We start from the raw sequence: 450 nt of genomic DNA on the forward strand, positions 1-450 counted from the left end.
ATGCCTATCGCAAGCATACCTACAACGACTATTACACGCCGCGGGTCTACAACGCTGCTGGTGCCGAGATAAATTGGACCACCCTGGGGATCTTCGGCGGGAGCGTCCCATCGATCGTCCCGGGCGTTTACAATTTCGCGGCCCCGCTGATCGACCGCGCTGCATATGACCAGGTGTTCAACAAGGCGATCCTCGCGACCTACGGTTCGTTCGCAGCTGCGGACGACAGTTGCAATGATCCCAATCCGGCGATCAAGAACGTCAACAACCAAAATTGTAACACGCAGACCGGACATGAACGCATCACCTCGCTTTATGCGATGGGGACGTTTGAGGCCGGGACGGCCTAAATTCTGGCGGCCCTCCGTTACCAGCACCCCGCCACCACCAATACCTTCTGGGTGCTGCCCACCGACGGCACCGGGGCGGAGATCCCCGGCAATTTTCCAT

1 protein-coding gene is annotated in these 450 nt (G+C 58.7%); it reads left to right on the top strand.

What is annotated here, in order from left to right; genetic code table 11:
- Positions 1-350: hypothetical protein (locus AACY08_RS29685; RefSeq protein WP_339472654.1), on the top strand; the 350-nt coding region annotated here is incomplete at its 5' end.
- Positions 351-450 lie beyond the last annotated feature (100 nt).

The organism is Pseudomonas sp. EL_65y_Pfl1_R83, from assembly GCF_963970695.1.
In the GTDB taxonomy this organism is placed as follows: Bacteria; Pseudomonadota; Gammaproteobacteria; order Pseudomonadales; family Pseudomonadaceae; genus Aquipseudomonas; species Aquipseudomonas tritici.